We start from the raw sequence: 26,781 nt of genomic DNA, 5'->3' as shown, positions 1-26,781 counted from the left end.
GTCACACCCAATACGAGACGCGAGAGCGGTAGTTGCGCATGGCGACCAGCGCGAGTCCCCAGCCGACGATCGTGATCGCGCCGACCACGACCCAGCTGGTCCAGCCCACGGCCTGCCCGAGCAGCGGGGACCGGGTCACCTGCATGAAGTGGTACAGCGGGTTGGCCTTGATGAACGGCAGTGCCCAGGACACGCCGGCTCGCGCGCCCCCGGACAGCAGTTGGTCGACCGGCCAGACGATCGGCGTGCCGTAGAACAGCAGCTGGATCAGGGAGTTGATCACCTGCGGAATGTCGCGGAACCGCGTCGAGATGATGCCGAGCAGCAGGGTGGCCCAGCACGCGGTGAGTCCCAGCAGCACGAAGCCGGGAATGGCGAGGAAGATGTTCCAGCTCAGGCCCGGGTGGCAGAACTTCCCGGGCAGGCAGGCCCCGTCCGGCGAGCCGAGCGAGTACTGCTTGTCCAGCGCCGAGAAGAAGATGACCAGCAGCACCAGGTAGACGATCAGGTTGTGCGCGAGCAGCAGGGTCTGCCGCCACACCGTGCGGAGCACGTACACGCTCAACGGCGCGGGGAGCTGCTTGATCATCCCCTCGTTCGCGATGAACGTCTCCATGCCTTCGGAAAGGCAGCCCTGGATGAAGCCCCAGATGATGAACCCGGTGGAGATGTAGGGCAGGAACACCTGGATGGGCAGGTTGAACAGCTGCGAGTACAGCAACCCCAGCCCGAGCGCGATGACGCCCTGGCTGATGGTGATCCAGAACGGCCCGATGACCGACCGGCGGTAGCGCTGTTTGATGTCCTGCCAGCCGAGGTGGGACCACAGCTCGCGGGCTGCGAGGCCGTCCCTGATGTCGGCGATCGCCCTGGAGAACGTCTTGCGGTCCGACGCTGGCGGTACCGGCATCGAGATGCCGGGTCCGGCCGCGTCCACCGTGCTGGTGGCATGCACGTGGACGAGGGTACCGATGGGCCGCGTCGCGCTCGGGCCGCCCCGGCCGGATCGGAGCACGGCAGAGCCGATACGCGGCCGGTCGCTCGGTTCGTCCTGGTATTTTCTTGCGCTATGACAGCTGCTCTCGGTGCGGCGAGCCTGATGGTCGAGCTGCTCTCGGCGTACGCCGACCAGCCCGAGCCGCGTTCGGTCGCGGTCGTCGGCAACCAGCCACTGGCACCGGACCCGGTGCGCGCCAAGGCCGTGGACGACTGCGACCTGGTGATCCGGGTCAACGGTTTCGTGACCGACGATCCGGGCGGGCCGGAGACGACCGGCCGTAAGGTGCACGCTGTCGTCTTCAACCGCGCCGTACGGGCGACCCGGCACGTTTTCCGCGACTACCACCGCAGGCTCTACCTGCTGGTGGAACCGGGCAGGCTGCACTGGGAACCCGAGGCGCTGCCCGGCTGGTGGCCCGCCGACCTGGGATTCGTGCCGGTGCCGAACCGCGAGGTCCTGCTGCCGCTCTCGGACGCGCTGGGCCTGCCCACGCGCACCGAGCCGACCTGGTCGACCACCGGCACGCTCGCGGCCTGGATCGCGCACACGTCGTTCCCTCGCGCGCAGCTCGTGCTGACCGGGTTCTCGTTCATCGACAACCCGCACCAGACTTCGTGGGAGCACGCGTCCGGCGATTCGTGCATCGTGGGGCCGGAACACCAGATCGCCGCGGAGGGGCGGCTGCTGGAGTCCTGGACCCGTACCGGCGACACTGTCCTGCTGCGTTGAACCCCACTGGAACGAAGGAACCCGACTCATGGCCGTGCAGAAGATCAGAACCGGGGTGATCAGCCGGCTGGCCCGGCTGATCGACTTCCGCATCGACGAGCGGATGCGGGAGACCATCCGGGACCTCACCAACCGGGTCAACGACCTCGAACACGCCACCGCCGACCACCGTCGCCGGCTCGACGCGGCCGAAACCGGCCTCGGCGACGCGATCGGTGACCTCCGCTGGACCCGGGCCGAGCTCGACCGGATCATCCCGCACATCGCCGCGCAGGAAGCCCAGCTGGAGACGTTGCGGGAATCGCTGGTGATGACCCCGCGCGCGGACGCCGCGGAGACCGCGGAGGCCCGTTCGCTGATCGAGGAGATCCAGCGGCAGCACGCGCAGATCCGGGTCCGGCTCGCCGGGATCGCGCGGTACGAGGATCGGCTGCGCAGGCTCGAGGACGCGCAGCTCGCGCCGACGACGCCGCAGTGACGCCGCCGGCCGTCACCGCGCGGGACGCGACGGAGGCGGACGCCGAGCTGCTGCTGTCCTGGCGCAACGATCCACGTACCCGCGAGGCCTCGCGGTCCACCGGCGTGATCGCCCTCGCCGATCACCAGCGCTGGTTGCACGGCGTGCTGGCGGACCGGGACCGGATGCTGCTCGTCGTGGAACAGGACGCGGCACCGGTGGGCACGGTGCGGTTCGACCACGAGGGCGCGGGCGAATGGGAGGTCAGCATCACGCTGGCGCCGCGGAGCCGTGGCCGCGGCCTGTCCCGGATCGTGCTGGCCGAAGGCGAGCGGATACTCGCCCAGCGGCGCGGCGCGGTGGCCGTACTGGCCGCGGTGCACCCGGACAACGCGGCGTCCGGCGCGTTGTTCGAGCGTTCCGGTTACCGGGAGGGGGCGCCCGCCGGGAACGGTTTCCGGCGGCTGCGCAAGACTCTGGGCTGACCCGCACGCACCACCGGGAGGACACCACCCATGTCCGAAGTCCGCATCGGCGCTCACACGCTCGGCCCGGAGCACCCGCCGTTCGTGATCGCCGAGATGTCCGGCAACCACAACGGCGACCTCGACCGCGCGCTGGGGATCGTGGACGCGATCGCCGACGCCGGGGCGCACGCGGTGAAGCTGCAGACCTACCGGCCGGACACCATCACCATCGACGTCGACGGCCCGGCGTTCCGCATCGGCGACTCACATTCCCTGTGGGGCGGCGAAAACCTGTACCGGCTGTACGAAAAGGCGCACACGCCGTGGGAATGGCACGAGCCGCTGTTCGCCCGCGCCCGGGAACGGGGGCTGGAAGTGTTCTCCAGCCCGTTCGACCCGACCGCGGTCGAGCTGCTGGAGTCGCTGGACGCGCCCGCGTACAAGATCGCGTCGTCGGAGATCGTCGACCTGCCGCTGATCGAGCAGTGCGCGCGCACCGGCAAGCCGCTGGTCATCTCGACCGGGATGGCGAACGTCGCCGAGATCGACGCGGCCGTGCGCACGGCCCGCGAAGCCGGCAACGACCAGCTCGTGGTGCTCGGTTGCACGGCGAGCTACCCGGCGTCGCCGTCGGAGAGCAATCTCCGCGGGCTGCCGGTGCTGGGCGGGGTCACCGGAACCCTGGTGGGCCTTTCCGACCACACGCCGGGCATCGGCGCGCCGCTCGCCGCGGTGGCCCTGGGCGCGGTGGCGATCGAGAAGCACGTCACGCTGGCCCGCGCGGACGGCGGCGTCGATTCGGACTTCTCGCTGGAGCCCGCGGAGCTGGCCGCGCTGGTGGTGGAGAGCCGCCGCGCGTGGGAGGCGCTCGGCCGCCCGGTGCTGGGGCCGCGGGAAAGCGAGAAGGAGGGCCTGCGCCTGCGCCGCTCGCTGTACGTCGTGGAGGACGTCCGGGCCGGCGACGAAGTGACCGCACGCAACGTCCGCTCGATCCGCCCGGCCGGCGGCCTCGCCCCGGCGGAGCTCAGCACCGTGCTGGGCCGCACGTTCCGCGTGGACGCGGCGAAGGGCACCGCGCTGACCTGGGACCTGATCTAGTCTCGACCGTATGGCAGAGGCGAAGTCCCGGAAAGCGCTGGTGATGACTCTCGGTCTCCTCGGTGCGATTCCCGTCGCGTCCGGGCTGAGTGGGATTTTCGGCGGCCCGGAACGCGCGCCGGGCGGCGGCCGGACCACTCCGAGCGTCGACAGCGAATACCGTTTCGTGAACACCTTCTGGACCGCTGCCGGGCTCGTGCTCTGGTGGTCGATCCAGCGCCCGGAGAAGCGCGCGGCAGCGACCAGGACAGTGCTCGGCACCGCTGCCGTCGGTGGGTTGCCGCGATTGCTCTCGGCGCGCCGGGCCGGTGCGCCGCATCCGGTGTTCCGCGCGGCGACGGTGCTGGAATTGCTCGTGGTGCCGGTGGTTCTGGTGTGGCACACGATAGTGATGCGTGCCGGCACTCAGCGGTCGAAGAAGCCTCGCACCTGATCTGAGCGCTCAGGGCGAGATGACCGGGAAGTACGTCAGCACTTCCCGCTCGCCCGAGTGGTAGCAGCCGGCGATCTCCAGACCGCGCCACATCCCCGACCACACTCCGGTCTGCTCGTCGAGCACCAGCTCCGGCGAGGCCCACGCGCCGTCCGCGGCGGCGCGGACCTCCTCGGGCGACCACGAGCGCGGAAAATAGGTCTGGTCCACCAGGTACTGCTTGCCGTCCTCGTCCGAGGTGTGGCGGAAGGTGTACCGCTGCGCGTCCGGGTAGCCGGCGGGCCGGGTGAGCAGCGGCTGGCCCGCGTTGTCGGCGAGGTAGCGGCGAAAGCCGTTGACCACCGTCCAGAAGACCTGCTGCGGCAGCACTGTCCGCGGCCACAGGTCGTACCGGCTTTCCAGCAGCACCAGGTCGTTGACGAAATCGACGAGGCAGCTGTTGCCGACCAGCGTCAGCTGCTCGCCGCGGCTTTGTTCGAGCAGCTGCCCCAGCCCGTCGAGCGCGGCGAGGTTGGGCTGCGCGTCCGCGTAGAGCCAGGCGGCGAGCGGGAGGTACTCGCGCGGCGCCCGGATCCGGAGCCTGCGGTGTTCGTCGAACGACAGCGACACGGCGTCGTCGACCTGGAACGGAGTGCTCATGCGCTACTGCGGGAAGTAGGTGGCCGGGTTGACGTCCAGCTTGTCCGGCGCCGGGTTCTGCGTGGGGTCGTGCGGATCGAAGTAGCCCGGTTGCGCGCCGGCGGAGGGGATCGGATCACCCGGCTGGTACTGCGGGTTCGCGAACCCGTTCACGTCGATCCGCTGGCCGGCGTAGGGATTCTCCCCCGCGGGCGGAGGAGCGCCGTGGTCGGGCCCGGGAACGCCGCCGGGTTTGTCATAGATCGGGGTGTAGGGAATCTGCCCTTGCCCCTGCCAGGTATAGCTTCCGGGATGTCCGTGCGCGGTGGTCTGGTTGCCGGTCGGGGTGAAACCGCCGGAGGGGTGACCGCCGTTCCACGCCTGGCCGGCGACGTTCTGGGTCAGCCCGGTGTGCGTACCGGGCGGGAACATGGTGCTCTGTCCCGGCCTGCCCGCTCCGGTCAGCTTGGTGACCGGATTGCCCGATCCGTCGAGCGTCTGCGGTGCGTGGATGTTGTAGACGCCGTTCTGCTTGGGGGGACCGAACACCGGCGTCCCGCCGTTGATGCCGTTGCCGAGCGTCGCGGTCGGTGCCGTACCGGGAGGCAGGTCGCCGGTGGCGACGTGCCCGCCGCTGAACGTCGCGGGCCTGGCCCTCCTCGGGTTCGGATTCGGCCTCGCGGGTTTGAGGTTGCCCAGGTTCACATGGTCGTGGGTGTGCTGGGAGATCGTGCCACCGCCGTGCGGGTTCTGGCCCGGCGCTCCCGGCGAGGTGTGTGTCCGGCCGTCCCCGTCGTACTTGTCCTTCCACTCCTGCTCGGGATTGCGCAGGTCGTCGTCGAGAGAGCGGCTGCTGGTGGTCGAGTCGTCCCCGTGCCCGGAGCCGGGCGAATCACCCGGGCCGGACCGCGGACGTTGCCCACCCGGCGTCTTCGGTGGCTTGTCGATGTGCGGGGCATCGGCCTTGCCTGCTTTGCCCGCCTTGATCTTCTTCAGCGCGGCACCGACCTCGTCGAACACGCCGTGCGCCTTGCGCAGCAGGGTGCCCAGTGTCTTCAGCGCCTTGACCAGTTTCTGGACCAGGCCGGAGATCTTGGTGGCCGTGGTCGCCACCTTCGCGGCCACCTGCGGTACGACCCAGGCGAGGCCGATCCCGCAGGTGAAAACGACCTGCAGTGCCCACGACACGAGATGGGCCACGACCTCGGCGATCGTGTCGCGCACGAGTGAGCGCACCGCGGCGACGACCTCGCCGGCGGTCTGCACCCCGTTCGCCGCGCCGCCGCTCGCCTCGCCTGCCGCGGCGACCAGGGTGGACACGTCCTCGGCACGCTGCCGGTAGGCGTCGGCGGCATCGCCTTGCCAGCTCTGCAGATCGGCCTTGACCTGGTCGAGCAGCTCCTGCCCGACCGAGGACAGTTCCTGGGAGACGTTCTGCCAGGTCTGCGAGTACGAGGTGATCTTGTCGGGATTGCCGGCGAGTGCGTCGAGGGCCTGCTTGAGCGGACCGACGTGTTCCATCAGCCAGCCGACCCCGGCGGAGATGATGGCGCCGAACGGGTCGCTGATGACCTCCAGCGCGTCCATCGCGGTGCCCGCGACCCCGAGTGCAGCCGATGCCCAGTCGCCGCTTTCGATGCTGGACTTGACGTCCTGGGCGTCTTCCAGCAGCGGCACCCCCGAAACGGCCGTGGTGCTGCTGACCGGCGCTGCCACCAGTGGGTTGCTCATCGAGTTCCTCTCGCCTCCGGCCACCTTAGGAGCCGGCTGTCCCACGCACCAGCATGTGCCGGTGCCGCAGGGACGCCCCGGCCCATCCAGTCACGGGAATCTGGCAGAACGTGCAGCTGGTCAGGCGCCGAAGAAGCCACGTACCCCTTCCACCACCCGGTCGACGTCCGCGTCGGTCAGTGAGGGGAACAGCGGCAGAGACAGTTCCTGCTCGTAGTACGCCTCGGCGTTCGGGCACAGGCCGCGCCGGTAGCCGAGGTCTTCGAAGACGGGATGCCAGTACGCCGGGATGTAGTTCACCTGCACCCCGATTCCCCGCCCACGCAGGTGTTCGAAGAGCGCACGGCGACGGCCTTCCCGTACCCGCAACGGATACAGGTGCCACACCGGGTCGGCGCCTTCGCGCGACGGCGGGGTCAGCACACCGTCGAGATCGGCGAACGCGGTGTTGTATCGGGCGTGGATCTCCGCGCGGCGCTTCTTGAACTCACCCAGCCGACTGAGCTGACTGCTGCCCAGCGCGCAGAGCACGTCGGGCAGCCGGTAGTTCAGGCCGAACTCGTGCACTTCCTGGTGCCACGGACCCTCGTCCGGATACCGCTGCGCCGTCTTGTCGCGTACCAGTCCGTGGTTGCGGAACGCCTGTGCCCGCCGCAGCAGGTCCGCGTCGGCGGTCACGACCGCGCCGCCTTCGGCGGTCGTCAGGTTTTTGGTCGGGAAGAAGGAGAACGTGGTGAGGTCCGCGATCGAGCCGACCGGACGCCCTTGCCAGCTACCGCCCACGGAGTGCGCGGCGTCTTCGAGCAGGAGTGCGCCGGCTTCGTGGGCGACGCGGGACAGCGTGTCCAGCTCGGCCGGGTGGCCGGCGTAGTCGACGGCAGCGACGACCTTCGTCCGGTCGGTGACCGCTGCGCTCGCAGCCTCCACCGAAAGGTTGCCGGTGTCCGGTTCGACGTCGGCGAACACCACCTTGGCACCGTGCAGAGCGGCCGTGGCCGCGGTGGCGACGAACGTCATCGGCGAAGCCACCACCTCGTCGCCCGGCTTGATTCCGGCCGCTGCGTACGCGACGTGCAGCGCCGCGGTGCCGGACGTGACGGCGACCGCGGGGACGCCTCCGGTGTGCTCGGCGAGGTCGGCCTCGAACCGCGTGACCGCCGGACCGGTGGTCAGCCAGTCACCACGCAGTACCTCGGCGACGGCGCCGATGTCCTCGTCGGTGACGGACTGGCGCCCGTACGGCAGGAACGCCGCTGTCGTGCTGTTTCCCGCGGCGGACTCAGCCATACTGCTCGACCAGCTCTCGCAGCTCGTCGGCTTCGAGCCACAGGTCGTTGGTGTCCGAGCGATACGCGAACCCCTCCGGCATGGCCTTCCCGTCGGCAGGCGGCTCGTAGCCCCAGCCGGCCAGGTGCGGCTGGACCACATACCGGTCGGTGAGCTGCACCGTGCGCCGGGCGTCGTCCGGGGCGATCATCTCCTCGTGCAGCTTCTCGCCCGGCCGCACCCCCACCTCGTGCATGGCCGAGCCGGGTGCGATCGCCTGTGCCAGGTCGACCAGCCGCATGCTGGGGATCCGCGGGACGTACAGTTCGCCGCCGCGCATCTGGTCGAACGAGTCGACCACGAACCGCACCGCCTGCGGCAGGGTGATCCAGAACCGGGTCATCCCCTTGTGCGTGATGGGCAGCGATTCGCCCTGCTCGGCGAGCCTGCGGAAGAACGGGATCACGCTGCCGCGCGAGCCCATCACGTTGCCGTAGCGCACGACCGAGAACCGGGTCGGATGCGTGGCCGCGTAGTGGTTGCCGCTGATGAACATCCGGTCGGCGCACAGTTTGGTGGCGCCGTAGAGGTTGATCGGGCTGGACGCCTTGTCGGTGGAGAGCGCCACGACCTTCTTGACCCCGGTGTCGATCGCCGCCTCGATCACGTTCTGCGAGCCCATCACGTTCGTCTGGACGAACTCGAACGGGTTGTACTCACCGGTGTCGACCTGTTTGAGCGCCGCGGCGTGCACCACGTAGTCGACGCCGTGCATGGCGCGTTCGAGCCGGCGCCGGTCGCGGACGTCGCCGATGAACCAGCGCAGCCGCGGGTCGTCGGCGAACAGCTGGCGCGCCTCGTACTGCTTGAGCTCGTCGCGGGAGAGCACCACGAGCCGGCTGGGGTTGAGCTCGGCGAGGGCGTGCGCGATGAACGCCTTGCCGAAGGAGCCGGTCCCGCCGGTGAGCAGGATGCTGGAGCCATCCAGCTCGGACATCGATGACCTCCGCGTTTCGGGGTTTCTGGGCTCGGGCCATCATGTCACCCATGCGTGCAGGTCCCGGCGTCAACGCCGTGATTCAGGCCAGGGCGTCGTCCACGCGGCTGCCAGGGAAGGTGCTGCGCCCGCTCGCCGGGCGCAGTGTGCTCGGCTGGGTGGTGCGTGCGGCGGCCGCCGCACCCGGCGTCGACGAGGTGGTCGTGGCCACTTCGGACGCCACGGATGACGACCCGGTGGCCGCCGAGGCGGACCGGTGCGGGGCCCGGGTCGTGCGGGGCCCGCTGGACGACGTGGTGGCGCGGTTCGGGCTCGCGGCGTCGCAGTACCCGGCCGGCGCGGTGGTCCGGCTCACCGCCGACTGCCCGCTGCTCGATCCGGTGCTGATCGGCCGGCTGGCCGCGGTGTGGCGGGCCGAGCCGTCGCTGGACTACGTGTCGACCACGCTGGTGCGGACGCTGCCGCGGGGCTTCGACGCGGAGCTGGTACGTACGGAGGTCCTGACCGAGCAGGTCGAGACGGCGTCGGGGCCGGACCGGGAGCACGTCACGTCGGCGATCTACCGGCAGCCGGACCGCTACGACTGCACCGGGGTGGTCGTCAGCCCGCCCGCCGACGACCTGCGGGTGACCCTGGACACCGCGGAGGACTGGGAGCTGATTTCGGCACTGGTGGGTGAGCTGGGCGATCAGCCGGGCGACTGGCGTTCCGTCGTGGCGCTGCTGCGGGCACGGCCGGACCTCGTGGCGTTGAACGCGCACGTCGAGCAGAAGAAGGTCGGTCGGTGAGGCTGCTCCTGCGTGCCGACGCGTCGCCGACAATCGGCGCGGGGCACGTCTCGCGGGTTGTCGCGTACGCGGAGCGCGCGGTCGCGCGGGGCTGGGAAGTGAGCTTTGCAGGCCGGACGGACAACGCGGAGTGGCTGGCCGCGCGCTTCGGCGAGCTGTCGGTTCCGCGGGTTTCTTCGGCTGACTTCTCCGGTTTCGACGCCGTCCTGATCGACCACTACGCGATCGGTGACGTACGGGCCGAGGTCAATGCCGCCGGGGCACTGTTGGTGTCCATCGAGGACGGACAGTTCGGTCGACGTCCCGCTGATGTTGTGGTGGATTCGGGATTCGTACCCGGCTCGCGTCCCGCTGACGGGTCGGGCGTGCTGTTGCGCGGTGTCGAGTACACCGCGCTTCGCGACGTCGTACTGCGCGCGCGGTCGCGCCGTGCTGCACGGGCGCCGTCGGATCCACCGCAGGTGACGGTCGTCCTCGGCGGTGGCGCTGAGTGGGCTTCGACGGTGACTTCTCTCTTGCGTGCACTCCGCGACACCGGACTGCCCTTCATTGCCGACGCGCTCGTCCGCGGTACGCCTGCGCTGCCGGAGTTTGCGGACGGGCAGGAAATCCGCCTCGCCGCTCCGCATGCCGGGCTGCTCGACCTCCTGGCCACGACCGACGTCGCCGTCAGTGCTTCGGGAGTCACGTTCCTGGAGCTGTGCTGCCTTGGCGTGCCCACGGCGGCGCTGCAGCTCGTGGACAACCAGGCGGCCGGCTACCACGCCGCACTCGACCTCGGTCTCGCCTGCCCGCTGGGGGAGGCGGGCACCTTGGCGGAGCGGATCCCGGAGGCGGCCGCGGTGCTGCGTGGACTGCTTTCGGACGCGGCGACGCGGTCCAGGCTGAGCCGCACGGCCGCGTCCACTGTGGACGGACTCGGCGCGGACCGGGTGCTGGACGTGCTGGCGTCGTTCTGACTGCGGGCGGCCGGGCATCTCGGCAGCGATCGCGGGCCCGGGCTGTCCTCGATCAGCTTTAGCGTGTCCGGCATGACCGTCACCCCGTTCCGCATCCACGTCCCTCAGGACGACCTCGACGACCTCCGCGCCCGCCTGGCCAGGACGCGCTGGCCGGATCAACCCGAAGACACCGGCTGGGAGCTGGGCATCCCGGTGGACGAGATGCGGGAGCTGGCCGAGTACTGGCGGCTGCGGTTCGACTGGCGGGCCGCGGAGGAACGGCTGAACGGATTCCCCCAGTTCACCACGGAGATCGACGGCGCGAACATCCACTTCCTGCACGTCCGCTCACCCGAGGACGGCGCCACCCCGCTGCTGCTCACCCACGGCTGGCCCGGGTCGATCGTGGAGTTCCTCGACGTGGCCGGGCCGCTCGCCGACCCCCGTGCCTACGGCGGGGATCCCCGCGACGCGTTCCACGTCGTCGTGCCGTCGATTCCCGGGTTCGGCTTCTCCGGGCCGCCGCGCGAGCACGGGTGGGGGCCGGTCCGCGGGGCGCGAGCCTGGGCGGAGCTGATGAGCCGGCTCGGCTACGAGCGGTTCGGCACGCACGGCGGTGACTGGGGTGCGCTGATCTCCCGCGAGCTGGGTGTCCAGTTCCCCGAGCGGGTGGTGGGGGTGCACGTGACCATGCTTCCCACCGCCGTGGCGCGGGCGGAGGCGGACCTGGAAGGCCTGAGCGGGGCGGACCGGACCACCGCCGAGCGGTCGCTGGCGAAGTCGCGGGCGTTCCAGCGCACCGGCACCGGGTACGCGATCATCCAGGCCACCAAGCCGCAAACGCTTGCCTACGGGCTCACCGATTCCCCGGCCGGTCAGCTGGCCTGGATCGCGGAGAAGTTCCGAGCGTTCTCCGGCGCCGACCACGACCTGATCGACCGCGAGACTCTGCTGACCAACGTCTCCCTGTACTGGTTCACCGGTACAGCGGGATCGTCCGCCCGCATCTACGCCGCGCTCGAAGGCCCATGGGGCGCGCCCCTGCCGGACTGCACGGTTCCCACGGGCGTCGCCGTGTCCCCGGGCGACATCGGGCTGCCGGTCCGCGCGCTGGCCGAGCGCACCGACACCATCGTCCACTGGACGCAGTTCCCGGCCGGTGGCCATTTCCCGGCACTCGAACAGCCGGACGCGCTGATCGGTGACCTGCGCGTGTTCTTCCGTGGTCGCTAGAGGTCGCTGGAGGTCGCTAGAGGTCGCTAGAGGTACTGCCCGCCGCCGAGGTTCGGGCCGTGCGCTTCCCCCGCGTGGCCCGGCGTCGCGGGTGACGAGCCCGCGGGCAGCCCGCGGCGCATCTGCTCCAGCTGGACCCGCGCGGCCATCTGCTGGGCGAACAACGCCGTCTGGATCCCGTGGAACAGGCCTTCCAGCCAGCCCACCAGCTGGGCCTGGGCGATCCGCAGCTCGGCGTCCGAGGGCGTGTGTTCCTCGGTGAACGGGCGGACCAGCCGTTCCAGCTCCTCGCGCAGCTCCGGGGCCAGCGCCTGCTCCAGCTCACGCACCGACGTCTGGTGGATCTCGCGCACGCGGTCGCGGCTGGCGTCGTCCAGCGGTGCCGCGCGGACCTCTTCCAGCAGCTGCTTGATCATGGTGCCGATGCGCATCACCTTGGCCGGCTCCTCGACCAGGTCGCCGACGTCGCCGGGCTCACCGGCCTCGCCGTCGGGCATCATCCGGGCGCTGCCGACCGGCACCCCGTCCGGACCCACGACCATCACGTGCGGTGCCGAATCGTCACCGTCTGCGCCCGATACGCGGAAGTTCGGCTCGCTCATGTGCTCCATCCCCGTCAACTGACTCTGCGGTTCAGGTCCGAGCGTAGCGGCAACCCGGCACCCGGGTACCCGGGTGCAGTTCTGCCCAACCCCGCGGTGACGGCGAAACCGCACGTCCGTACGGTGTCCTCCATGGCGTTCGACGTCGCTCGTATCCGTGGACTGTTCCCCGCACTGGGTGATGGCTGGATCCACTTCGACGGCGCCGCCGGCATGCTGGTCCCGGAACAGGTCGCCTCGGCGGTCTCCACCGCCATGCGGGCGCCGGTGTCCGGGCCGGGCGGAGCGTTCCCGGCCTCGCAGCGCGCGGAGAGCATCGTCACCGCCGCGCGCCGTGCGGTGGCCGACCTGGTCGGCGCGGAACCGGGGGCCGTCGTGCTCGGGCCCAGCTCGCCGGTGCTGCTGCGGCGGCTGGTCGACGCGCTCGCCGAACGCTGGACGATCGGCGACGAGATCGTGGTGTCCCGCCTGGACGAGGAGGCGAACATCGCGCCGTGGTGCCGGGCCGCGAAACGCGTCGGCGCCGTGGTGCGCTGGGGCGAGATCGACATCGAAACCTGCGAGCTGCCCGCCTGGCAGTACGAGAACCTCGTGTCGGCGCGGACGAAAGCCGTCGCGGTCACGCTGGCGTCCGGGTCCGTGGGCACCCGCCCGGACGTGTCGACGGTCATCGAGTTCGCCAAGCGCGTGGGTGCGCTGGTGGTGGTGGACGCGACCTACGCGGCCCCGTTCGTGCCGCTGGACCTGCAGGAGCTGGGGGCGGACGTGCTGGTCGTGTCCGCGCAGGCGTGGGGCGGCCCGTCGGTGGGTGCGCTGGTGTTCCGTGATCCGGAGCTGCTCGAACGGATCTCCTCGGTCTCGCTCGATCCGAACGCCCGCGGCGTGGCCCGGCTGGAACTGGGGCCGCATCCGTATCCGCTGCTCGCCGGCCTGGTCGCGTCGATCGACTACCTCGCCGGGCTGGACGACGCCGCGGCCGGTTCCCGCCGCGAACGCCTGGTGACCTCGCTCGGTTCCGCCAAGTCGTACCACGCCGGCCTGCTCGCGCAGCTGTCCACCGAACTGCGCTCGCTGCGGCACGTGATGGTGATCGGCGACGCGATGCGCCGTATCCCGTCCCTGGCCTTCACCGTCGCGGGCAAGAAGGCGCCGGAGATCGCGGACTACCTGGCCGCGCAGGGATTGTGCGCGTTCGCCGACGAGGGTTCCGGCGGCGTGTTCGCTTCGCTGGGCGTCGCCGAGGTCGGCGGTGCGGTGCGGATCGGCTTGGCGCACTACTCGAACGTCTTCGAGATCAACCAGCTGGTGCGGGTGCTCGAAGAGCTCCGCTGACACCTCGTGAGTGGCAAGGTCCGTTCTCACCACTCACGAGGGGGTCAGGACTTGGCGGCCAGCAGGACTTTGCCGAACACGGTGCCCTCCTCGAGCATCCGGTGCGCGGACGAGGCCTCTGCCATCGGCACGACCTGCCCGACCACCGGCGCCACCGAACCCTGTTCGACCAGCGGCCACAGCCGTTCCCGCACGTCGGCCACGATCGCCGCCTTCTGCTCCAGCGGACGGCCGCGCAGCCCGGCGGCGAACACGCTGGCGCGCTTGCCGATCAGCTTGCCGAGGTTCAGCTCGCCCTTGACGCCGCCCTGCATGCCGATGACGACCAGCCTGCCGTCCGCGGCGAGCGCGTCGACGTTGCGGTCCAGGTACTTCGCGCCCATGTTGTCGAGGATGACGTCGGCACCGTTCGTCTCGGCCCGCAGCACCTCGACGAAGTCCTGCTCCTTGTAGTTGATCGCGATGTCGGCACCCAGCTGGCGGCAGCTTTCCAGCCGCTCGGCCGAACCGGCGGTGACCGCGACCGTGGCGCCGAGTGCCTTGCCGACCTGGATCGCGTGCGTGCCGATCCCGCCCGCGCCACCGTGCACCAGCAGCACCTGTCCTTCGGCGAGACCGCCGTGCATCACGACGTTGGCCCACACCGTGCAGGCCACCTCGGGCAGCCCGGCCGCGGTGAGCGTCTCCACCTCGCCGGGCACCGGGAGCAGCTGACCCGCGGGTACGGCGACGCGCTCGGCGTACCCGCCGCCGGCCAGCAGCGCGCACACCTCGTCGCCGACCTGCCAGCCCTCGACGCCTTCGCCGAGCTCCGCGATCACACCGGAGCATTCGAGGCCGAGGATCGCGCTGGCGCCCGCCGGGGGCGGGTAGTTTCCCTGGCGCTGCAGCAGATCGGCCCGGTTCACCGCGCCGGCCACGACATCCAGCAGAACCTCGCCGGGACCAGGACTCGGGTCGGGCACCTCGGTCCACTCGAGAACGTCGGGGCCACCGGGATCGCGGATCGTGATCGCGTGCATGGGCCCGACTGTAGCCCCCGCCGGGACCGTCGTGCTCAGCCGAGGCTCGAGGTGCTGAATGTGTTGCAGCGCGCCGGTTGCCCGCTCTGGAACCCGGTGGTGAACCACTTTTCCCGCTGCGCCGACGTGCCGTGCGTGAAGCTCGACGAGTCGGCCTGGCCGCCGCCGAGGCGGGTCTGGATGTAGTCGTCGCCGATCCGGGACGCGGTGTCCAGCGCACGGGAGATGTCGTCCTGCGTGACGTCCTGGACCAGCGGCTCGCCGGATTCGGTGGGCGTGGTGGTGGCGTGGTTCGCCCAGACCCCCGCGTAACAGTCGGCCTGCAGTTCCAGGCGCACCGAACCGGAGGTCGGTCCGGTACCGGTGCCGCGCTGCGAAGTGCCGAGGAGGTTCTGCACGTGGTGGCCGTACTCGTGGGCCAGCACGTAGGCCTCGGTGAACAACCCGCCTTCCGCGCCGAAGCGGGACTTCAGCTCGTCGAAGAACGACAGGTCGATGTAGACGTGCGCATCGGCAGGGCAGTAGAACGGGCCGGTGTCGGAGGTGGCGCTGCCGCAGCCGGTGCGCACGCCGCCGGTGAAGAACCGCGTGGTGGCCGGTCGGTACGTCTGGCCGGAACGGGCGAGTTCCTGGCTCCAGTAGTCCTGCACCGAGTTGACCACGGCGACGATCGCGCAGTCGTGGTCGCGGTTCGCGTCCGCGCCGGTGTGGCATTTCTGCGCGAGCGTGCCCGCGTCCACCTGCTGCCCGGAGCCCAGGTCGCCGAGCCCGAAGCCGCTCGCCGTGTCCGGCCCGGTGCTCACGCCGCCGAACTGGGACATCAGGAAGTAGATCACCAGACCGACCAGCCCGAGACCGCCGCCGCCGAGCGCCACCCGCCCGCCGACCCCGCCGCCACCGTCACCGCTGCCCCGCAGGTCCTGCACCTCGGAGGTGTCCAGCCCCGCGTTGTCGTCGAATCGCACCGCGAAAGCCTAACTGTGGCCGGGAAAAAGATCCTGGGTGCGGCCCCGCGCGCTGCGGGACCACACCCAGGTACTACCGAGGTTTCGGATGGCGGTTGGCCACCGGCCGGGCCGGCGTCCGGCGATGCCTTCGCGGTACCGAGTCCGCGAAGAGAAACAGCGCCAGAGCGACGCCGGGGTGCGCGCGATCGATGCCTGCGCACCGGTAGTGCCTGCTCGTGCTGTTCACAGTCGCGACCGAACCGGATCGAGGCCGTGCCGGCCGCGGGGACACAGCGGGCGGTCAACCGCGGGGATCACCTGCCATGCCATCACCTGGCCCTTCCACGCGGGCGGCCCGGACGAGCGTACCCCTGCGGCGCGCTCAATACCCGAAACACCCTCCGCTCACAAGAAGGATGCGCTTCTTCGCGCCGAGTCTCAACCGTTTCGTGACCCCTCCTTCGGGCGAAGTTCGGCCGGACGGCCGCGCCAACTACGCTTCGTGGATGACCGACGACCACGGCGTGCGCTGGCTGGACGGGCCCGAACAGCACGCTTGGCGGGCCTACATCGTCGCTTCGCTGCGGTTGCGGCAGCGCCTGCACCGCGAGCTGACCGAGGGGCACGGGATCTCGCTCGTCGACTACGAGGTGCTGGTCTGCCTCGACCTCGTCCCCGACGGGACGGCCCGGATGACGGAGCTGGCGGGCCAGCTGGGCTCGACCAAGAGCCGCCTTTCGCACCAGATGAGCAAACTGGAGGCCGCCGGACTGGTCCGCCGCCGTCCGGACCCGGACGACAAACGCGGCGTCCTCACCGGACTGACCACCTCCGGCCGCCGCCTGCTGGAACAGGCCGCGCCCACCCACGTGCACGGTGCCCGCGAGCACCTGATCGACCTGCTGACCCCGGCGGAACAGGCCACCGTGGGCACCGTCTTCACCCGAGTCCTCGAACACCTGGACGAGGCCTGAACGAGGCGCGATACCCTGAGCGCGAAGGAAGCGTGGCAGAGCGGCCGAATGCAGACGCCTTGAAAGCGAGCGTGGAGAAATCCACCTTCGCCGAGAGCCCCGCCGCTTCCGATTCGACTTCCTGACCAGCGCAAAGGTGGTCTAGGAGACCGTCAGCAAGTACGGCGAAGAGCGAGCACAGCGCTTCCAGTGCAGTCGCCTGGTGACACTTCAAGACCAGGTTGGAGCGCATGAAAGACCCGATCAAGTACGCACCCGGGGAGTGGGGCGAGCTGGCGCGAGAGTGGCGTCGGTCCCTTGAAGCAGACAACAAATCTGTGCGCACGGTGGTGATCTACCTCGGTGTGGTCTACCAGGCAGGCGCCTGGGCGATGGCGCAAGACGAGCAGTACGGCCCGACCGAGACGCTGCGCGGCTACATGAAGAAAGTCCTCGACGCGACTAGCGCCGGCAACGCGCACAACCATTTCCGGACGCTGCGGACCTTCTTCAACTGGCTGGTGAACGAGGAAGAGATCGACCGTTCTCCCATGGACCGCATGAAGGCACCCGAGTACGAGCCGCCGCCCGTGCCGATCTTGCATGTCGAGAAGATGAGTCTCTTGGTGGCGTCGTGCTCTGGTAAGGATTTCGCTGACCGGCGGGACGAGGCGATCTTGCGCCTTCTCTGGGCGTCGGCCGGACGTCGGGCCGAAGTCGCCGGGCTGCTGCTTGAGTCGGTGGACCAGGACTACGACGAAGTTGAGGTATTCGGTAAGGGGCGGAAGCTCCGCAGGATCCCTTACGGAGCGAAGACCGGGAGGGCGATTGGTCGATACCTGCGAGCACGCCGTCGGCATCCTCAGGCGGCGCTACCGGCATTGTGGCTCGGGTCGACGGGCCAAGGCGGTCTCACCGACGAGGGCATTCGGGCGATCGTTGAGCGGCGGGCGAAGCAGGCGGGGATCGGCCACGTCCACCCGCACATGTTTCGACACGCGTTCGCGCACTACTGGCAGCTTGACGGCGGCAACGAGAACGACCTCATGCGGATCATGGGGTGGAAGTCGCGCGAGATGCTCAATCGGTACGGCGCCAGCGCGGCAGTGGCACGAGCGCACAAGTCCGCTCGTGCGCTCGCCATCGGCGATCGTGTCTAGCTGGTGACATGGGGTGCGCTGTGCTCGGTGGTATGGAACCGGAAGGGTTGACACCGACACAGCGCACCACGCGCGCCAAGATTGCCGCGCACACGTCTTGGGCTAACACCTCGGACCGTGCGGCACGGACTGCACCTGCTCGGCAGGCTGCACACGATCGCTTCGAGAAGCAGGTCGACCCGGAAGGGGAGCTTCCGCCGCGTGAACGGGCAGAGCGGGCCGAGTCAGCCCGGAAGGCCCACTTCTCGGCGCTCGCTCTGCGCAGCGCTCTCGCTCGCCAAAAAAAGGACGTGACCAGCTAGTTTTCGCGGGCCGAGGAAGCTTGGCGGTAGCGGCGGGATTCGAACCCGCGGAGGGCAGAACCCTCGCATGTTTTCAAGACATGTTCCTTAGGCCGCTCGGACACGCTACCGCGAGCCAGGGTAGCCGATGACCTGTCGGCAGCGGGCATGTGGCGAGCGACCAGGCCGCGGGCTTGATCAGGCCACGGCTGCGGCCGGTCGCGTGATGTCCGGCGCGGCGAACGGACCGTTCGCCGTAGCATCTACTCACGTGGCTACGGAACCCAACGGGCAAGAGCTGACGCGCTGGAAGATCCACAGTGAGCGACTAGTCGACGACACCCGCCGCGACCGGGTGAGTATCGCCTCGGTCGAACTGCCTGACGGAATGACCTTCGAGCAATGGGTGTTCCGCATCCGCCCGGCTGCGATGATGGCCGTCCTTGACGGTCAGGACCGGGTGCTCATGCTGTGGCGGCACCGGTTCATCATCGACCGTTGGGTGTGGGAGTTGCCGGGCGGTTACGTCAATCCGGACGAAGACCCCGCGGTGACAGCGGCGCGCGAGGTCGAGGAGGAGACCGGCTGGCGGCCGCTCGACGTCGAGCCGCTCGGCTCGTTGCAACCGATCATCGGCAGTGCGGACGCTGAGAACCTGCTGTATGTGGCTCGACGGTCCGTGTACATCGGTGAGCCCGAGGACATCAACGAAGCCGAGCGGGTCGCCTGGATTCCGCTAGACACGGTCCGGGAACGCATCACCAAGGGGGAGATTGTCGGTGCGGCCTCGCAGGTCGCGCTACTCCACATCCTCGCGTTCTACCGATAAGGCTCACGCCGGCGTGGGGACGCCTACTGCACTCATCTGCGCGTAGACCGAGCGCACTCGGTGGTCGGTTCGGTAGGGAGCAAGGCGCCGGCCGACGTCGGCGAGGTAGGCGCCACCTCTGATCGACCGAACGTTTTCACTCATCCGCAGTGCCTTCGCTGCTTCGGCGCACGCCTCGTCGACATGGCCTTGATCAGCCAGGATTGATGAGAGAAGGGCCGTGTTGAACAACCGACCTCGGTCGTACCCGTCGCTCATGCTGAGCGACCGACGAGCGAACTGCTCGGCTTTCGCAGGTTGGCCGAGATCGCGGAAGGTATGAGCGAACTTGGCCGACAGATAGGCGCTGTCGAAGTAGCTAAGCCACGTCGGCCCGGAGCCGGGCACGAACCGCTCGAAAGCACGTTCGGCCTCGCCGAGCGCCGCGAAGCACGCTGCGGTGTTGCCCTTGAGCGCCTGACCGTGAGCTTCCAGCACCGCGGCTTCTGCCTGTAGGGCGACCAGACCGGATCGTTTCGCCGTTCGCCTGGCCGCGAGCGCCATGTCGACGGCGGTGTCGCGAGACCGGTTGAACGCGGCGTGGTGCGACATGGCGGCAAGCATCTCGGCCGCGAGCGCGTCGTCGCCGGCGTCTTGCGACAGCTTCAACGCTTCCCGCAAGTGCCGTTGCCCTTCCGCTGCGTTGCCGACGTCGTAAGCACTCCAGCCGGCGACCTGGTGCAGCTCGGCGGCGGCCGCGAGTAGCTCGTTGCGGGCCGTCACTGTCCTGCCCGTGCCGTTCAGCATCGGCGTCACGCTTGAGGTGAGGTAGCTCGTGATCGAAGTCGTTCCGCGGCTGTGTCCGCCACCGAATCGATTGTCGAGCTGCCGGAACGTCTCCGTCATGTGGCGAACGATCTCGGCGTCGGTGCTTCTCGGCTTGGCTGGTCCGGAGGCGGCCCCCGGAGTCGAGCCGAGCAATGACGCGCCAATCGCTGTGACGCCTACGCCTGCGGTCTTGAAGAACTGTCGCCGTTGCACGTCATCGAGGCTAACCTCGCCTGCCGGCTCGGCCGATTCTTCGGGTGTATCGGAAACGCTGAACCAGAGCATCGAGCGCGGCACGTGTAGAGCCCTTGCCCAACGTTCGAGCTTGTGTAGGTCGGCCGGAGGCCGGGCGCCGGGAGCCTCGAGGCGGCTCACCTGCGCTTGTGTGAGGTCGAGCCAAACGCCGAGCGTGGCCTGCGAAACACGGGGTCTGTGTTCTTGGCGGTAGGCCGCAAAGAAGCTGCCGAAGTGGCGCGCCTGGAGCGCGATACGAATGCTCCCCGCTTCCCAGAACGCATCGGTCTGCGGCTGCGCTTCATGCGAGATCAGGCGGCGAGTGCAAGGGCCACAGTGATCGCTAACGCGGTCGCGCGCCAAGCGCGCGCCACACGCTTCGCAGGTTCGCGCCGCTATTCGCACCTGGTCACCCTTCGCTCACGGCGAAGTGTATGTGAGTCAGCACCCTAGTTTGCAAGTTCCATACATCGAATGTATGAGATCCGACGTTAAGCCTGCTCGATCGCCGGATTTCATGCGTAGCTGTCGTTTTCTACGGAACCTCTTCGGCGGACGCTCAGTGCATGGACGAGGTAGCGCAGGGTGACAATGGCACGTTGAGGCGCCGGCCCGACACCGCAAGCTGGTGCATGTCGTGAGTGTCGACCAAATCGTCGTGCACGTCGTAGTCGCGCTCGCGGCTGGGGGTGCCCTGGTCTCGGCAGTGGTCCCGTACGTCCGGCGCGTTCGCCGTGACCGTGCGCGTTTCGCTGACGAGCAAGGACCGCCGACGGACCACAACGGCCGGAAGCCGGCGAGCATGGCTGGTCATCCCCTCGAATTCGTGGCGGGTGCGGGGCGTGAGCCCTCCGGCCCCTCGCACTCGCCACGGTCCACCGGCACGGCTGCCTGTCGGAAAGTGGCTGCCACCGGCGATGTCTTCGCGCGCGCGGGAGCGTCCATCTCGGAGGGCGACCGCGCCACGGTCCGTCGTTCGCTCACTGAGGAGATTCGCCCGCTGTACATTGCTTACTGGTGGGCAATGGGGTTCGGGAAATTATTTACACTGGCAACACTGTTCTTCGTTGCTTCAATCGTCGCAATTTTCGGCGACTACTCGCGTGTTGTGCTGATTGCAACCCTATCGGCTAGTGCGATCCTGATTGGAGTTCCTGCAATCAAATTGCATCGCTTCGTTTGGCAGGCGCTCAATCTTGCGGTCGGTGTGTATGTGGTCGCACTCGAGGGAGAGCTAAATGTGGACGAGTGAAGACGCCCTCAAAGAGTTGATGAAACGAAATTTCCACGGCATGGAGATTGCGGGCTCACCGGGGCACCCCGAGTGTCTTTTGTATACGCGCGGCTGGGATGAACCGTTTATGGACGAGGTCATCGTTCGGGACGAGGGCGATGCGACAGCGTGTCGCAGCCGTCTCGAGGACGGCGTCGACCTCTCGGACCGAAAGCAAGTCGTGTGGTGGAAAGACGGCGCTGTCGTCGAAGTGGTCGACGAAATAATTTTCAATCTGCCACATCCGGCCAACCGTTGCGCGCCAAAACTCGTAATACCGACACCCGGAAGCCTTTGGCTTCCTCCAGGTGCGCGAGGAGTATTTCAATGCTAACGGAACTATATCGCGGGGATACGTTATGCACGTTGTAACCGTTGTCGGACTGGTCGTCACAGTAACGCTAATGAGTCTAACTGGCCTGTTCCTCTACTGCTTCGCGTTCGCGTCAAATACGGGACGTCACGCGCTAATCGTGGAAAAAGGAAGAGGCTGCCGCTCTGCTAGTAGTGGCGAACCAAGAAGGGCAACCTTTCCGCCGCTGCCCGCGGCGCCTGCCAACGACCACCGTGGCGGAGTACGGGACGATTTTCCGCCTGACGTTGTGGGGGCACGTCCATACCTCGAGGCATACTGGCGAACCTCCGGTCGCGACCTGGTCGACCAGACAATCGAACTGGCCGCCTTCCGCTGGGTCGAGGACGAACTCGAGTACGCCAGCGCAACCGGACAACTCCAGTTGGTCGCCTGACACGTATCGGGTCACCGGCCCCCGAGGTCATCAACGACTACCGTCCTACTCTGAATTGGGGAATTTCGATATGCAAGCGGAGGTACCTCCTTACCTGATCGCTGGGCATTTGGATGCTGCAGCGGCCGACCTTGAAGAGGCAGCAGACCGACTTCGCCGATCGATCGGCGAAGGTACCGTGCCGAAGACCACATCGGAGCTGGCCGCACGGCTCGAGGCGCTTGCCGCACAAGTCCGCGGGGGGCCGCAACCCGAGCACGCAGGCGAAATACAGCATCCCCAAGCCAATGGAGACGGCTAAGAGCGTGTCTCATTTGGCGAGTTTCTTGTAACAGGTGATGGTGGCGGCGAGGGTGAGGAAGGCGAGGTAGTGGCTGGGTTTGCGTTCGTAGCGGATGGTCAGGCGCCGGTAGCTGGTCAGCCAGGCGATGGACCGTTCGATCACCCACCGGTGTCTTCCGAGTTTCTCGGTGGATTCGATGCCCTTGCGGGCGATGCGCGGGATGATCCCGCGCCGGCGGAGCCAGTCGCGTAGGGCTGGGATGTCGTAGGCCTTGTCGGCGTGGAGCTTGGCCGGTTTCCGGCGGCGCGGTCCGCGGCGAGACCGGATCGGCGGCAGCGCGTTGACCAAGGGTCTGAGCGCGTGACTGTCGTGAGTGTTGGCCGCGGAGATCCCAACGGTTAACGGAAGTCCGGCCCGGTCGGACAGCACATGGATCTTCGAGCCGGGCTTGCCGCGATCGACCGGGCTCCGACCGGTCAGACCGCCCCCCTTTTGGCCCTGACGGATGCTCCGTCCAGGACCGCACGCGACCAGTCGATCATGCCCTTGCCGCCAAGTTCGTCCAGCACCGCCCGGTGCACATCGCGCCACAGGCCGACCTTGGTCCACTCGGTGAACCGCCGATGCGCTGTCGGCACGGTGACCCCGAAGCTGGGCGGCAGATGTCGCCAGGCGCAGCCGCTGGTCAGCACGAACACGATCGCGGTGAACACCGCCCGGTCGCCCACTCGTGACATGCCGCCACCCTGCGGGCGCGTCTTTCCCGGCGGGATCAACGGTTCGACCAGCGCCCACAACTCGTCGGGCACCAGCCGTCGCGACAACTCGTCCATCACAGCTCATGATCATGCCCACACCTCAACCAACAACCAAGTGAGACACGCTCTAAGTATTTGTACTCAGACCCCTGTATGTAGAACTGCCGGTCTTGTCGTCTAGTACTCCAGCCGGACTTCGTGATCGGGGCTGGTGGGGGGGGTGCCTGGAGATGGGTGCGGCCGACAGTTGATCATGGTTGGTTGTGTGGACTTCCCAAGATCGCCTGACGGCCGCAGGTGTGAGCATAGACCCTGTCCGGTGGCGGGCGATGTTCGATGAGCTCATGGGGCGGATCGCGGGCCGGTTCGGGCGGGTCGAACCGCGTCGTGGGGCGGAGAAGTTGTTGCTGGGGTTGATGTCTGAGTTGCCGCGGAAGAATTGCTGGACCATCGCCGAGTATGTCGGGGACCCGAGCCCGGACAGGTTGCAGCATGTGCTGGCGCGGGCGGTGTGGGACGCCGACGCGGTACGCGACGACCTGCGTGACTACGTGGTCGAGCACCTCGGTGAGACTGACGCGGTCCTGATCGTGGACGAGACCGGGGATGTGAAGAAAGGCAGCCACACGGTCGGGACGCAGCGCCAGTACACGGGCACTGCTGGGCGGATCGAGAACTCCCAGGTCGCGGTCTATCTGACCTACGCCACCACCGCGGGACACGCCTTCGTGGACCGGGCCCTGTATCTGCCGAAGTCCTGGACCAGCGACCCCGAACGCTGCCACGCGGCCGGAATCGACGAGAACATCGCGTTCGCGACCAAACCGGCGCTGGCCACCGAGATGATCGCCCGCACCCTCGACGCCGGAATCACGGCGTCCTGGGTGACCGGCGACGAAGTGTATGGCGCCGACCCGCACCTGCGCACGGAACTGGAACACCGTGGTGCCGGCTACGTGCTGGCCATCGGACGCGACCGCCGCGTCGCGACCGGAGTCGGCACCTTCCGCCCCGACGACCTCGCGGGACGGCTGCCGAAACACGTGTGGCAACGCTTCTCCGCCGGTGCGGGCGCGAAAGGACACCGCTACTACGACTGGGCCCTGATCGACATCGACCCTGACACCACACCGGCGGGACACCGGTGGCTGCTGATCCGGCGCAACCGCCGCACGAAAGAACTCGCGTTCTACCGCTGCTTCGCAGCCACTGCCACCGCGCTGCCCGTTCTGGTGCGGGTGGCCGGAACCCGATGGCGCGTCGAGGAATCCTTCCAAACCAGCAAAGGACTCACCGGACTTGACCAGCACCAAGTCCGCCGCTGGACCTCCTGGCACCGCTGGACCATCCTGGCGATGCTCGCCCACGCCTTCCTCACCATCGTTGCCGCCACCGAGCGCACCCGGCAAGCGACCTCGACCGACTGGATTTCCTTGACCTGCAACGAAGTCCAGCACCTATTCGCCACACTCGCCATCACACCGATCACCGACATCGCGCACCGACTACGCTGCTCGATCTGGCGCAGACAACACCAATACCGAGCACGGCAGGCCCACTACCAGCGACAAGCCACCCGAGAACCATGAACATCACGATCTACGGCTGGAGTACTAGGCAGGTTGGCGCGCGTCTCAGGTGTTGAATTGCCCCCCTCAGTTCCCGTAGGGTGATCGACCGACTACCAAAGCGGGGAGGGGCTGTGGACGGTCGTTACCAGGTGGTGATCGAGAAGATCCGCCACGCAGGAGGGGCAGCGGGGCGGGTTGCGGACGGCCTGCGCGGCGCGGCATGTGGCAGCGTCGTGCCGAGCGGTGATCTCGGCATGCCGGGTGCCCGGGCAGTGGGGAAGATGGGCGAGGTCCGGCGAGCGATCGAGGATCGAGAACAGGGCTTTGAGTCTCGGCTCAGCACACACGCGGCGAATGTGAGCCGAGCTGCTGATCTATATGCCCATCAAGAGGCGGTAGCGGCGGCGGACCTGATACCTGCCACTGGTGTCAGTCGCGTTAGCAAGGCCGTCTAATGGTGAACTGGGCTGAGGTCGTTCGTTGGAATCCGGCTGTGCTCAACGATGCGGTTGGGCCGATCAATGCGGCTTACAACAAGCTCGTAGCTTGCTCGGACGATTTGCGCGACATCAACACGCCGGACGGCTGGCGAGGCACCGCCGCAGACGCCGCTACTCAAGAGGTCCGCCAGATCATCGACGGTTTGGAAGAGCATGCCGCCGAGGTCGCAGCGCTGCGCCGCAGTGCCGGCGATGTCGGTGATGCCATCGCCGGGGTGCAAAATGGTGTCCGAGAGGCGCAGGCAATTGCGGCCTCGCATCATATGACCATTGGCGATGATGGAAGCGTTACGGATCCCGGACCGCCACCGGACACCCCCGACAATCAAAAAGAGGTTGTTGCGGATGAACGTAAACGCGTAGCGGTCGAGCTGGCCGACCGCGTCGAGGAGGTGCTTCGGCAGGCCGCAGACGTCGACAACGACTTTTGCATTGTGCTCGACCGCATCCTTTCTGGACATACCATCGATGCCACCGCCGACGATAACGACAAGGTGAGCTTGGCTGCCGCGGGTAACTCGGGCGCTCTCACGGCTGGGCTGTCGGTACTATCGCCTCCGCCGGTCGATGCAGACCCGTCGATGAACGCGGCATGGTGGGCGGCATTGTCTGATAGGGAGCGACAGCAGATGATTGCCGAGCATCCCGAACTCGTTGGTAACCGGGATGGGGTGAAAGCCGCGGACCGTAGTAAGGCAAACCTCCTTCTATTGGAGAAGGAGAAGCAAAGCTTCACTACTGACCTGGACCGGTTGAGGCGAGAAGATGGTGACTCAGACGAGATTGCTCGGCTCGAGGAACGACTCAAGGCAATTAATGCGATCACTGGTATGATGCATAACCCCGATGGCACTCTTAACCCTAATAGGCAGCTTATGTCTCTCGACCTTACGGGCGATCACCCAAAGGCGGCCATCGCTACCGGCAATGTGGATACCGCACAGCATGTGGCAGTGTTCACGCCCGGCATGAACTCAACAGTTGACGGAAATATGAACGGCTACGTCCACGACATGGATGGTGTTGGCAAGAGCGCGGAGGACATGTTGCGCCGCGCTGGTGATATGTCCAACGTCGCTACGGTCACTTGGCTAGGCTATGAACCTTCCTCTTTCAGCGACCTATCGTCGCTGATTGATCTTGGTACTGCGGAAAACGTCGATATTGGCGGCGACAAGCTCGCTCGTTTCGACCAGGGTATCAACGCATCGCGGCCTGTTGAGCCACACCTGACTGCTCTTGGCCACTCTCAAGGGTCGATAGTGACTGGCATCAGCCTCGCTCACCCGGGTACCGGTGTCGACGACGCAGTGGTCTTCGGCTCACCTGGCGTCGCAGATCATTTCGGCATCGACAACACCGCACATGACCTTAAGGTGCCCGATGGGCATGTTTACAACATCAAGGCAGACGGCGATCCTGTCGCGCAGTGGGTACCGGAAATATGGCGTTACGGGGCTGCGCCGTACACGATGGACGGCGTGAATCAGCTCTCCGCCGATGCTTCCGGCCCGTTCGTGGCCTCCCATGGCCACAGTGAGTACGCGATGACCGCGCCGAACGGTGTAGATAGCACCAGCAAACACAACATCGCCGCGGTGGTGGCCGGAAAACCGCAGCTCACGATCCCTGCAAGGTAGAAAGCCGATCAACTTGTCTTCACGAGCATGGCCGATCGTCGCAGCGTTGACTGGTACAATTCTGCTGGGCGGATGCTCCGGC

26 protein-coding genes and 2 tRNA genes are annotated in these 26,781 nt (G+C 67.8%); 17 read left to right on the top strand and 11 right to left on the bottom strand.

Features of this window, described 5'->3' with window-relative positions; translation table 11 throughout:
* Position 1: 1 nt before the first annotated feature.
* Positions 2-955: a galactan export ABC transporter permease subunit Wzm/RfbD gene (gene wzm / locus BJY18_RS22120; protein ID WP_184781766.1), complete on the bottom strand. Its 954-nt coding sequence runs from the start codon at positions 953-955 to the stop codon at positions 2-4.
* A gap of 144 nt (positions 956-1,099) precedes the next feature.
* On the opposite strand from wzm, the gene BJY18_RS22115 reads away from it, so the two are divergent.
* The 5 genes from BJY18_RS22115 to BJY18_RS22095 are packed head-to-tail and all read left to right on the top strand — an operon-like array spanning position 1,100 to position 4,184.
* On the top strand, positions 1,100-1,729 hold the full coding sequence (locus BJY18_RS22115; protein WP_184784773.1) for a hypothetical protein: 630 nt from the start codon (positions 1,100-1,102) through the stop codon (positions 1,727-1,729).
* Positions 1,730-1,757: 28 nt separating this feature from the next.
* Positions 1,758-2,207 carry a hypothetical protein gene (locus BJY18_RS22110; protein ID WP_184781765.1) on the top strand — a complete coding sequence of 150 codons (450 nt, stop codon included), beginning with the start codon at positions 1,758-1,760 and terminating at the stop codon, positions 2,205-2,207.
* Entirely contained in the window at positions 2,204-2,671 is a 468-nt protein-coding gene (locus tag BJY18_RS22105; protein ID WP_184781764.1) for a GNAT family N-acetyltransferase, read from the top strand. The genes BJY18_RS22110 and BJY18_RS22105 overlap by 4 nt, the downstream gene beginning before the upstream one ends.
* Before the next feature lie 30 nt (positions 2,672-2,701).
* Positions 2,702-3,751 carry a pseudaminic acid synthase gene (gene pseI / locus BJY18_RS22100; protein WP_184781763.1) on the top strand — a complete coding sequence of 350 codons (1,050 nt, stop codon included), beginning with the start codon at positions 2,702-2,704 and terminating at the stop codon, positions 3,749-3,751.
* A gap of 10 nt (positions 3,752-3,761) precedes the next feature.
* Positions 3,762-4,184: a DUF4345 domain-containing protein gene (locus BJY18_RS22095; RefSeq protein ID WP_184781762.1), complete on the top strand. Its 423-nt coding sequence runs from the start codon at positions 3,762-3,764 to the stop codon at positions 4,182-4,184.
* A gap of 9 nt (positions 4,185-4,193) precedes the next feature.
* Here BJY18_RS22095 and BJY18_RS22090 read toward each other — a convergent pair whose 3' ends face one another.
* The 4 genes from BJY18_RS22090 to pseB all read right to left on the bottom strand — a co-directional run bounded on the left by BJY18_RS22090 (position 4,194) and on the right by pseB (position 8,796).
* Positions 4,194-4,823: a hypothetical protein gene (locus BJY18_RS22090; RefSeq protein ID WP_184781761.1), complete on the bottom strand. Its 630-nt coding sequence runs from the start codon at positions 4,821-4,823 to the stop codon at positions 4,194-4,196.
* A gap of 3 nt (positions 4,824-4,826) precedes the next feature.
* Positions 4,827-6,533 (bottom strand): WXG100-like domain-containing protein, encoded by a 1,707-nt coding sequence (locus BJY18_RS37815; RefSeq protein WP_184781760.1) that lies wholly within the window; start codon positions 6,531-6,533, stop codon positions 4,827-4,829.
* 120 nt (positions 6,534-6,653) lie between these two features.
* Positions 6,654-7,820: a DegT/DnrJ/EryC1/StrS family aminotransferase gene (locus tag BJY18_RS22080; RefSeq protein WP_184781759.1), complete on the bottom strand. Its 1,167-nt coding sequence runs from the start codon at positions 7,818-7,820 to the stop codon at positions 6,654-6,656.
* Positions 7,813-8,796, bottom strand: a complete 984-nt coding sequence (gene pseB, locus BJY18_RS22075) for a UDP-N-acetylglucosamine 4,6-dehydratase (inverting) (RefSeq protein ID WP_184781758.1) — start codon at positions 8,794-8,796, stop codon at positions 7,813-7,815. The genes BJY18_RS22080 and pseB overlap by 8 nt, the downstream gene beginning before the upstream one ends.
* A 41-nt stretch (positions 8,797-8,837) precedes the next feature.
* On the opposite strand from pseB, the gene BJY18_RS22070 reads away from it, so the two are divergent.
* The 3 genes from BJY18_RS22070 (at position 8,838) to BJY18_RS22060 (ending at position 11,758) form a co-directional block, all read left to right on the top strand.
* Positions 8,838-9,584 (top strand): cytidylyltransferase domain-containing protein, encoded by a 747-nt coding sequence (locus tag BJY18_RS22070; protein WP_184781757.1) that lies wholly within the window; start codon positions 8,838-8,840, stop codon positions 9,582-9,584.
* The gene (locus BJY18_RS22065; protein WP_184781756.1) at positions 9,581-10,543 is read left to right on the top strand and encodes a spore coat protein; all 963 of its coding nucleotides are present in this window, start codon (positions 9,581-9,583) and stop codon (positions 10,541-10,543) included. Before BJY18_RS22070 ends, BJY18_RS22065 begins: the two co-directional genes overlap by 4 nt.
* A gap of 72 nt (positions 10,544-10,615) precedes the next feature.
* The gene (locus tag BJY18_RS22060) at positions 10,616-11,758 is read left to right on the top strand and encodes an epoxide hydrolase family protein (protein WP_184781755.1); all 1,143 of its coding nucleotides are present in this window, start codon (positions 10,616-10,618) and stop codon (positions 11,756-11,758) included.
* A gap of 26 nt (positions 11,759-11,784) precedes the next feature.
* Here BJY18_RS22060 and BJY18_RS22055 read toward each other — a convergent pair whose 3' ends face one another.
* Positions 11,785-12,369 (bottom strand): bacterial proteasome activator family protein, encoded by a 585-nt coding sequence (locus BJY18_RS22055; RefSeq protein ID WP_184781754.1) that lies wholly within the window; start codon positions 12,367-12,369, stop codon positions 11,785-11,787.
* Between the two features lie 123 nt (positions 12,370-12,492).
* Between BJY18_RS22055 and BJY18_RS22050 the strand changes: the two genes are divergently transcribed.
* Complete coding sequence (locus BJY18_RS22050; protein WP_184781753.1) at positions 12,493-13,692, top strand: cysteine desulfurase-like protein; 1,200 nt, start codon at positions 12,493-12,495, stop codon at positions 13,690-13,692.
* 44 nt (positions 13,693-13,736) lie between these two features.
* Here BJY18_RS22050 and BJY18_RS22045 read toward each other — a convergent pair whose 3' ends face one another.
* The gene (locus tag BJY18_RS22045; protein ID WP_184781752.1) at positions 13,737-14,714 is read right to left on the bottom strand and encodes an NAD(P)H-quinone oxidoreductase; all 978 of its coding nucleotides are present in this window, start codon (positions 14,712-14,714) and stop codon (positions 13,737-13,739) included.
* A gap of 35 nt (positions 14,715-14,749) precedes the next feature.
* A complete protein-coding gene (gene ypfJ, locus BJY18_RS22040) occupies positions 14,750-15,679 on the bottom strand; it encodes a KPN_02809 family neutral zinc metallopeptidase (RefSeq protein WP_184781751.1) in 930 nt (309 codons plus the stop codon).
* Positions 15,680-16,167: 488 nt separating this feature from the next.
* Here ypfJ and BJY18_RS22035 point away from each other — a divergent pair, with 488 nt between their 5' ends.
* From BJY18_RS22035 to BJY18_RS22025, 3 genes are all read left to right on the top strand, one after another.
* Positions 16,168-16,635, top strand: coding sequence for a MarR family winged helix-turn-helix transcriptional regulator (locus BJY18_RS22035; RefSeq protein WP_184781750.1), 468 nt, complete (start codon positions 16,168-16,170; stop codon positions 16,633-16,635).
* 26 nt (positions 16,636-16,661) lie between these two features.
* Positions 16,662-16,746, top strand: a tRNA-Ser gene (locus tag BJY18_RS22030).
* 119 nt (positions 16,747-16,865) lie between these two features.
* Positions 16,866-17,774, top strand: coding sequence for a tyrosine-type recombinase/integrase (locus BJY18_RS22025; protein WP_184781749.1), 909 nt, complete (start codon positions 16,866-16,868; stop codon positions 17,772-17,774).
* 323 nt (positions 17,775-18,097) lie between these two features.
* Here the strand turns inward: BJY18_RS22025 and BJY18_RS22020 are convergent.
* A tRNA-Ser gene (locus tag BJY18_RS22020) sits at positions 18,098-18,186 on the bottom strand.
* 95 nt (positions 18,187-18,281) lie between these two features.
* Between BJY18_RS22020 and BJY18_RS22015 the strand changes: the two genes are divergently transcribed.
* Entirely contained in the window at positions 18,282-18,884 is a 603-nt protein-coding gene (locus tag BJY18_RS22015; protein ID WP_184781748.1) for an NUDIX hydrolase, read from the top strand.
* Positions 18,885-18,887: 3 nt separating this feature from the next.
* Here the strand turns inward: BJY18_RS22015 and BJY18_RS22010 are convergent, their stop codons facing one another.
* Positions 18,888-20,288 (bottom strand): helix-turn-helix domain-containing protein, encoded by a 1,401-nt coding sequence (locus BJY18_RS22010; protein WP_246458940.1) that lies wholly within the window; start codon positions 20,286-20,288, stop codon positions 18,888-18,890.
* Between the two features lie 538 nt (positions 20,289-20,826).
* On the opposite strand from BJY18_RS22010, the gene BJY18_RS22005 reads away from it, so the two are divergent.
* Entirely contained in the window at positions 20,827-21,177 is a 351-nt protein-coding gene (locus BJY18_RS22005) for a hypothetical protein (protein ID WP_184781747.1), read from the top strand.
* Between the two features lie 623 nt (positions 21,178-21,800).
* Positions 21,801-21,947 (top strand): hypothetical protein, encoded by a 147-nt coding sequence (locus BJY18_RS22000; protein ID WP_184781746.1) that lies wholly within the window; start codon positions 21,801-21,803, stop codon positions 21,945-21,947.
* A gap of 310 nt (positions 21,948-22,257) precedes the next feature.
* Here the strand turns inward: BJY18_RS22000 and BJY18_RS21995 are convergent.
* Positions 22,258-23,063, bottom strand: a protein-coding gene (locus BJY18_RS21995) for an IS5 family transposase (protein ID WP_184779869.1) whose coding sequence is annotated in 2 segments (ribosomal slippage) — positions 22,258-22,724 and positions 22,724-23,063 — 807 coding nt in all. Because the reading frame shifts where the segments join, the coding sequence is not laid out codon by codon here.
* Between the two features lie 254 nt (positions 23,064-23,317).
* Here BJY18_RS21995 and BJY18_RS21990 point away from each other — a divergent pair.
* Entirely contained in the window at positions 23,318-24,577 is a 1,260-nt protein-coding gene (locus tag BJY18_RS21990) for an IS701 family transposase (RefSeq protein WP_446680338.1), read from the top strand.
* Between the two features lie 475 nt (positions 24,578-25,052).
* Positions 25,053-26,699 (top strand): alpha/beta hydrolase, encoded by a 1,647-nt coding sequence (locus BJY18_RS37810; protein ID WP_184781745.1) that lies wholly within the window; start codon positions 25,053-25,055, stop codon positions 26,697-26,699.
* The last annotated feature ends 82 nt before the right edge of the window (positions 26,700-26,781 follow it).

It is taken from the genome of Amycolatopsis jiangsuensis (genome assembly GCF_014204865.1).
Classification (GTDB): Bacteria; Actinomycetota; Actinomycetes; order Mycobacteriales; family Pseudonocardiaceae; genus Amycolatopsis; species Amycolatopsis jiangsuensis.
This window is presented reverse-complemented; position numbering and strand designations above follow the sequence as displayed.